The following is a 7,283-nucleotide window of genomic DNA, read 5'->3' on the forward strand; positions in this document are numbered from 1 at the left end:
GCTCGTCCATTCCGGCTTTTGCGTACTACTCGCGCTGGCGCTGGTGTAGTATCGGCTTTTTACCCGGGCCCCGGCTGCGTTTTGCGCCGGGGCTTCAGGAAGCTTGAGCCGGAATGAGTGCCACACAACGTATCTACAAAGTCAGGCGTCGCTACAACAAGTGGGTAGCCAACCAGACGCTTGAAGATTACGCCCTGAGATTCACCGCGCATCAGGGCCGCAAGATGAGTATCGAGCGCGTCGCCATGACCGCCCTCGGTGCCACCGCATTCCTCGCCCTGGAGGGTATCGCGGCCGCGGTAACGCTCACCTACGGATTTTCCAACACCCTGGTGGCCATGCTGGTGGTCTGCGCGCTTTTCTTCATCACCGGCATACCCATCGTTTATCATGCCGCCCGGAATGGTCTGGATATCGATCTGCTGACCCGCGGTGCCGGTTTCGGGTATCTCGGCTCCACCATCACCTCCCTGATCTACGCCAGCTTCACCTTTATCTTCTTTGCCATTGAGGCGGCCATACTGGCAGCGGCCTTAAGAGCCTTGTTTGGCCTGCCCATGCCGCTGGGCTATCTGATCAGTGCCATGGCGGTGATCCCGATAGTGACCCACGGTATTACCGCCATCAGCCGGTTTCAGGTGGGTACTCAGCCACTATGGCTGCTGCTGCAGGTAAGCGCACTGGGGCTGGTGATCGTCCATGAGTCCGAGCGCTACGAAGGCTGGACTCACTTTGTACCCAGGGGCCTGGAAAACGGCGAGGGGTTCAACCTGATGCTGTTCGGTGCTGCCGCCTCGGTGTTTTTCGCCATGGTGGCGCAGATTGGTGAGCAGGTGGACTACCTGCGCTTTATGCCGGAGAAAACCAAGGATAACGCCAAGCGCTGGTGGTTCTGGACGATGTTCTCGGGGCCGGGCTGGGTCGTGATCGGTGTGATCAAAATGCTGCTGGGCTCCTTTCTGGCCTATCTGATGTTCTCCGAAAGCGCCTCGTTCGTCACCGCTACTGATCCCACGCTGATGTACCAGCGGGTGTTCAACTACCTGACCCAGTCCGAGGGGGCGGCCCTCCTGCTGGCGGGCGTGATGGTGATCATCTCGCAGATGAAGATCAACCTGACCAACGCCTATGCCGGCTCCATCGCCTGGTCCAACTTCTTCTCCCGGCTTACCCACAACCACCCCGGACGTGTTGTCTGGCTGGTGTTCAACGTGACCATCGCGCTGATCCTGATGGAGCTGGGGATCTATCAAGCCCTGGAAGCGATTCTGGGTGTGTTCGCCATTGTGTCTGTGAGCTGGCTGGGTTCGCTGTCGGCGGACCTGATGATCAATAAGCCCTTGGGGCTGAGCCCTAAGCATGTTGAGTTCAAACGCTCCCACCTCTATGACGTGAACCCGGTGGGCGTGGGCTCTATGGCGTTTGCCGTACTGGTTGGGTTGCTGGCTTACCTGGGCCTGTTTGGTGAAGTGGCGCGTACGCTGAGCCACTTTATCAGCCTTGGCGTCTGCTTCGTGATGGTACCGCTCTTAGGTTGGATCACCGGCGGGCGGTTCTACCTGGCCCGTCATGTCGGTGAACTGGAGTTGATTCCGGCGGGGCCCGCCAATGCGCCGGCATTGCATGTGTGCGGGATCTGCGAGAACCATTTTGAGCGGCCGGATATGAGTTACTGTCCGGCCTACCAGTTGCCGATCTGTTCGCTCTGCTGCTCGCTGGATTCCCGCTGTCTGGATAGCTGCAAGCCCCATGCACGCTTTTCCAGCCAGGTGGTCGATTTCCTGCGTCACTTCTTCTCACCGGTGTGGATTCGTCGTATCGATTCGCGTCTGGGACGCTTTGTCGGGCTGCTGCTGATTATCAATCTCCTGCTGGCGGGGTTGCTGGCAGTAGTGTACCGGCAGATGAACCCGGCCACACCGGAGATGGCGTCACTTTTGGGGCAGACACTCTGGACCCTGTTCTTTGTATTGTTGATTGTCTCCGGTGTCGTGGCATGGTTGTTCCTGCTGGCCCACGAGAGCCGGGTGGTGGCACAACAGGAATCCAATCGGCAAACCTTGAAGCTGCTGCAGGAGATCGAGGCCCACGAAGAGACCGACCGGGAACTGCAGGAAGCCAAAGAGCTGGCGGAGCGGGCCAGTGATGCCAAGAGCCGCTATATGTCCGGCATCAGCCACGAGCTGCGCACACCGCTGCAGTCAATTATCGGCTATGCCCAGCTGATTCAGAACCGGGAAGGGCTGGAAAAGTCGGAGCGCGATGGGCTCAAGATTATCCTGCGCAGCGGCCAGTATCTGGCGGATCTGATTGAGGGGCTGCTGGACATTTCCCGCATTGAAGCGGGCCGGCTGGAGCTGTGCCGAGGCCCCATGGTGCTGCCGGATCTGATCGATCAGCTTGAGCAGATGTTCGGTTTTCAGGCGGCCCAGAAGGGAATTCAGTTCCAGTGCGAGGTGGTGGATCGCCTGCCTCAGGTGGTGATGACCGATGAAAAACGACTGCGCCAGATTTTGATCAACCTGCTGTCCAATGCGGTGAAATACACACCCGCAGGCGAGGTGCGCTTCCATGTGCGCTACCGCAGTCAGGTGGCCGAGTTCACCATCGAAGACACGGGAGTGGGTATCGCACCGGAAGCGCTGGAGCGGGTGTTTGATCCCTTTGAGCGGGTACGTACCCAGGATACAGCCGATCTGCCGGGCAGCGGCTTGGGCCTGACCATCGTCAAACTGCTCACCGAGATTATGGGCGGCGACTTGCAGGTGGAGAGTACGCCGGGGCAGGGCAGCTGCTTTAAGGTTTCGGTGATGCTGCCCTGGGTAGATGGTTCTCCAAAAGCAGACGCAGTGCAGCGCCCGGTCGCAGGCTATAAAGGCGAGCGTAAATCGATCTGTGTGGTGGACGATGACCCGGTACTTAGAGGACTGCTCTCAGATATGCTCCAGCCGCTGGGGTTCCGTATTTACGAGGCCCATAACGGTACCTCCTGTCTGGCGATGGTTAAACAGGTGGAGCCAGACCTCTTCCTGCTTGATATCGCCATGCCCGGCATGGATGGTCTGGAACTGGCGGCAGCCCTGCGCGAGACTGGCCACAAGCAGCCGATCCTGATGCTCTCGGCGGATGTGCAGGAACAGCGTCGGCAGCCCGCCGCCATAGCGGTGTATGATGACTACCTGGTTAAGCCGGTGAGTACGCAACTGCTACTGGATCGGATCGGCCACTACCTCAAACTGGAGTGGACCCGTCGAGAAGAGAGCGAGCAACCGGAGCAACGGATTGCCAAAACCACCCAGCCGGTGGAGTTGGAGATACCCGATCATCCGCTGCTGCGCGAACTCCGTGGATATGCCGAGATCGGTTACCGGCGTGGCGTTCGGGAAGTGCTGGAGCAGTTAGAGGATGTGGAATCCGTGCAACCGGAATTGCTGGCCAATCTGGAGCAGATGGCTGATGGAATGCAGTTCGCGCGATTGGCGGACTACCTGGGACGAAGGAAATGAGTGAACTGAAAGCGCGGCAGGATCTGGTGCTGGTGGTGGATGACTCACCGGACGCCCTGAGTCTGATCAACGACACGCTCGAATCTGCGGGCCTGGATGTACTGGTGGCGCTGGAAGGGCGTCAGGCCATGACGATCGCCCGTCGGATGCGCCCGGACATCATTTTGCTGGATGCGATGATGCCCCATATGAACGGTTTTGAAACCTGCAAGGCTCTGAAGGCCGACCCGGACCTCTGCGCGATCCCGGTGATCTTCATGACCGGCCTCACCGAAACCGAAGACGTGGTGCGCGGCTTGGAAGCCGGCGGTGTGGACTACCTCACCAAACCGATCAGCCCTGACGAACTCCTGGCCCGGATGCGGGTGCACCTGACCAATGCTCGCATGACCCAAAGTGCCTATACCGCTCTGGATACCACCGGCCAGCACCTGCTCACGGTCACCCCGGACGGTAAGGTGGGCTGGGCCACCCCCCAGGCTCACGCGCTGCTGGCCCGGGCAGACGTGGATGAGCAGGGTGTGCGGGAAAAGCTTGAGCCGCAACTGGCCCGTTGGATAAAAAACCAACCCGCCGATAATGACCGCCTGTCATTCCTGGATCTGCCCCAGCCGCTGGCTGTGCGTTTGATCAGCCGGCAGGAGAGCGGTGACTACCTGCTCAAACTGGTGGATGAACAGGAGGGCACCGGTGCCACCCGCCTGCAATCCCGCCTGGGCCTGACCCCCCGTGCTGCCGAAGTGCTTTACTGGATCGCCAACGGCAAAACCAACAAGGAGATCGGGGAGATCCTTGGCATGAGCCCACGCACCGTGAATAAGCACCTGGAGCAGATCTACCCGGAACTGGGGGTGGAAAACCGCACGGCAGCGGCCGGGGTGGCGTTACGGATCTTGGTGCAGGAATAACGGAGCCAGGGGCGGGAGCTTACCAGTGGCTAATCAACCTCATATCGTCCTGATTCACGGTCTCTACATGAGTCCTTTGGTGATGCGGCCCATGGGGCGCTGGTTTGAGGACAAAGGCTATTCCACCAGTGCCTTTGGCTACCGGACCACCTCTGACCCTCTGGAGCTCAATGTTGAGCAGCTTACGGAACATCTCAATGGAGTTGATGCCGATGATATTTACCTCGTCTGCCATTCACTGGGAGGGTTGTTGGCGCGAGCCTACCTGGAGTCTGCCGGTGAGAAGCCGCCCGTCAGAAAGCTGGTCACCATAGGTACGCCGCATCAGGGCGCGGCCATCGCCCGATGGCTGAAGGCAAACAGGCTTGGTGCTTTGCTCGGCCAGAGTCTGGAGAAAGGGCTGATTGAGAACGGGGCACACTGGGCGCTGGATATTCCATTGGGTAGTATTGCGGGTGATGGCGGGATTGGTTTGCTTCCACTAATCGGTGGGGGTGGCGAGCCTTCCGATGGCACCGTTGCGGTGAGTGAGACACATATCGAGGGTGAGAGCGATCATATTGTTCTGCCATACAGCCATACGCAGCTGATTCTGGTGAGTGAGGTGTATGAGCAGGCGTTGAGGTTTATACAGACGGGTCGTTTTGAAGATCGGTGAGATTTGTTCAGGCCTCCGTTTCGCCGGTTGGCGAGTTAAGGGACTTGTGCGGACAAGTCCCTTAACAATCCCAAGCCGCCCCTCAGTTTGATCGGCTACGCCGATTCCCCTGTGCTTCTCGACTGAAAGAGCGGGACAGGAAACTCGGCTACGCCTCAAACAACCTGTCCCTTGATTCTCTTCCAGTCTGCGATGCTCGGCTGCACTGAAGGGGGAAGGTCTGAGGTTAGATCGATGAGTGGTTTCCATTGAGAAGCGCTTCTGAGCTAAAGGTCGGATGTTGGCCCAGAGCGGACATTAACGCTTGGGCTCCGGGGGCGCGTAGCGAAGCGGAACGTCCCTTGAAGCCCTTTATTGGGCTCTACCACCTGGGTTCGATGAAAACAATACATGATGGAATTACGTATGCTAACCGAAGCGAAATCCGAATAAACCGCCTTTCTCGGTTTCGTCTGAAAGCCTTGTCGGTAGCACGACCTTATCGGCAACGACAGTATCTGACAGAGGCAAACGGTCGAAAATATCCGAATTCATTGTAACGATATATTGTAGCCCCTTACCCTGTGTAGCCTCCATTCCTAGTTCCAACGAACCAGCGATTTGCCGTTCATCCACGCCATCAAAAAGATGGCTGTCATGAAAAAGAAAGCCAGGTCCACGGTCTTTCTTGGCATTAATCTTTAGCAACGCGAGGTCCAGACAGAATATCTCCATATTAGCAATACCGCCGCCCCTATCACCCTCAATAGATACTTTGAACTCCGGCCCACGGTCAGTGGCCTCTATTTTGAAGCTACCTGAACGATCATCGTAGAGCTCGGATATGGCATCAGTGACAAGTAAAATGGCTTGATCGAGAGTGGCCTTCCGCTGATGATAGTCTTCCTGTAAACGTCGCTTGAGATTGATGCGGTCGATGTCAAGCTGCGTTGTTTCTCCTTCCAATAGCTCTGCGGCCTTGAAACGCTCGCGAAGATTCGCCGCTTCTGCTTCAAGCTCGGCCAGACCTTTTTGAAGGTCGATAAAATCTTCCAAGGCGCCACGGCTCTCCAAGGTCTCCAGAATACTGCTGCGTTCAGCATCGAGCTCTCCGACCCTTTCCTCATTCTCCGCTATAAGACCGCGAATACTTGATATCTCGCGCTCCAAGTGCAACGACCTGTTCTGAATTACGGATTCATAAAAACTTTGGACTTCTTCCAGACGTCTCAATGCCACTTCGGGAAGCTCGATTCCTACCGCAGCATATACTTCCTCTAGGCTGGCGGGATCTGGCGGTGCTTCTTTTGCCAGCGCTGACTCAAGGTGATTAAGCGTTTCACGAAGAATTACAATTTCCCGGCCCAGCGTCTGCATCTTGGCCTTGGCTTTTGCCGCACGATCTGATAGATCGCGATACGAGTCCAGCACTTGGAAATTTCCCAACTGTTCGCGCATCTGGCTTGCTTTCTTTTCCGCTACTGTTACTTGAGAGCGAAGTTCGGCGACAGTGCCAATCATTTCACCAAGTGCACCGCCCTTCGCAGCCTTCTTTAGCTCCTCAAGCATCTTTTCGCGGGCTCTGACCTGTTGAAATTCGTGCGATATTTGCCAATCCAATCCCATCAAGTAAGAAAGGTTCTCTTGCCAATCCCAACGCTGCTGCTTCTCCGCTTGGCGTTCCGGAGTAATAAAACCACCCGAATTCTGGCGGCGTATGAAATAGGAGATCATTGAGCGAAACGATGGAGTAAACGGCTTCCCGTATATCGTTCCTTCAATATCGGATGGCATACCGAATAGCAATGCACCAAGTAGCGCACGCCACTTTACATTGGAGATATAGGGCCGCTCACTCTGCTTATCCATTTTGAGGGGATAAGCCTCTCTGTAGTGGTTCAATGATTCCGGACACCCAGATAGGTGGTAACCTTGCCACCCTAGAGGTGTTCAATGAAAAAACAACGTCGTTCCTTTACGCCCGAGTTCAAGCTGGAAGCCGCTAGTCTTGTACTGGATCAGGGCTATTCCATCGCTGAGGCCTGCCGGTCACTTGGTATCGGTGATACCGCACTGCGTCGGTGGGTGGATCAGTTACGTGCCGAACGTGACGGGGAAACGCCCGCAAGCAAAGCTATGACGCCCGAGCAGAAGCGCATCCAGGAACTGGAAGCCAGGGTTAAACGCTTGGAGCAAGAAAAGGACATATTAAAAAAGGCTTCCGCTCTCTTA

General features: G+C 56.7%; 5 protein-coding genes. 4 read left to right on the forward strand and 1 reads right to left on the reverse strand.

The genetic code is table 11. The annotated features are described in order from the left end of the window. Positions 1 to 113: 113 nt before the first annotated feature. Genes G403_RS0116040 through G403_RS0116050 form a run of 3 tightly spaced genes read left to right on the forward strand, consistent with a single transcriptional unit; the run spans position 114 to position 5,072 of the window. A complete protein-coding gene (locus G403_RS0116040) occupies positions 114 to 3,506 on the forward strand; it encodes an ATP-binding protein (protein ID WP_027854895.1) in 3,393 nt (1,130 codons plus the stop codon). Then, on the forward strand, positions 3,503 to 4,414 hold the full coding sequence (locus tag G403_RS0116045) for a response regulator (protein WP_027854896.1): 912 nt from the start codon (positions 3,503 to 3,505) through the stop codon (positions 4,412 to 4,414). Before G403_RS0116040 ends, G403_RS0116045 begins: the two co-directional genes overlap by 4 nt. A 25-nt stretch (positions 4,415 to 4,439) precedes the next feature. After that, complete coding sequence (locus G403_RS0116050; RefSeq protein ID WP_027854897.1) at positions 4,440 to 5,072, forward strand: lipase family alpha/beta hydrolase; 633 nt, start codon at positions 4,440 to 4,442, stop codon at positions 5,070 to 5,072. A gap of 408 nt (positions 5,073 to 5,480) precedes the next feature. Here the strand turns inward: G403_RS0116050 and G403_RS23620 are convergent, their stop codons facing one another. After that, positions 5,481 to 6,920, reverse strand: coding sequence for an ABC-three component system protein (locus G403_RS23620; protein WP_051299142.1), 1,440 nt, complete (start codon positions 6,918 to 6,920; stop codon positions 5,481 to 5,483). Between the two features lie 84 nt (positions 6,921 to 7,004). On the opposite strand from G403_RS23620, the gene G403_RS0116060 reads away from it, so the two are divergent. Then, positions 7,005 to 7,283 (forward strand): IS3 family transposase (locus G403_RS0116060; protein ID WP_027853717.1); only part of this gene is annotated, 279 nt, incomplete at its 3' end.

The organism is Marinobacterium litorale DSM 23545, assembly GCF_000428985.1.
In the GTDB taxonomy this organism is placed as follows: Bacteria; Pseudomonadota; Gammaproteobacteria; order Pseudomonadales; family Balneatricaceae; genus Marinobacterium_D; species Marinobacterium_D litorale.

Bases quoted from the DNA above. Each gene is read 5' to 3' on its own strand.
- G403_RS0116040 (WP_027854895.1), top strand. From the start codon at position 114: ATGAGTGCCACACAACGTATCTACAAAGTCAGGCGTCGCTACAACAAG.
- G403_RS0116045 (WP_027854896.1), top strand. From the start codon at position 3,503: ATGAGTGAACTGAAAGCGCGGCAGGATCTGGTGCTGGTGGTGGATGAC.
- G403_RS23620 (WP_051299142.1), bottom strand. From the start codon at position 6,920: ATGGATAAGCAGAGTGAGCGGCCCTATATCTCCAATGTAAAGTGGCGT.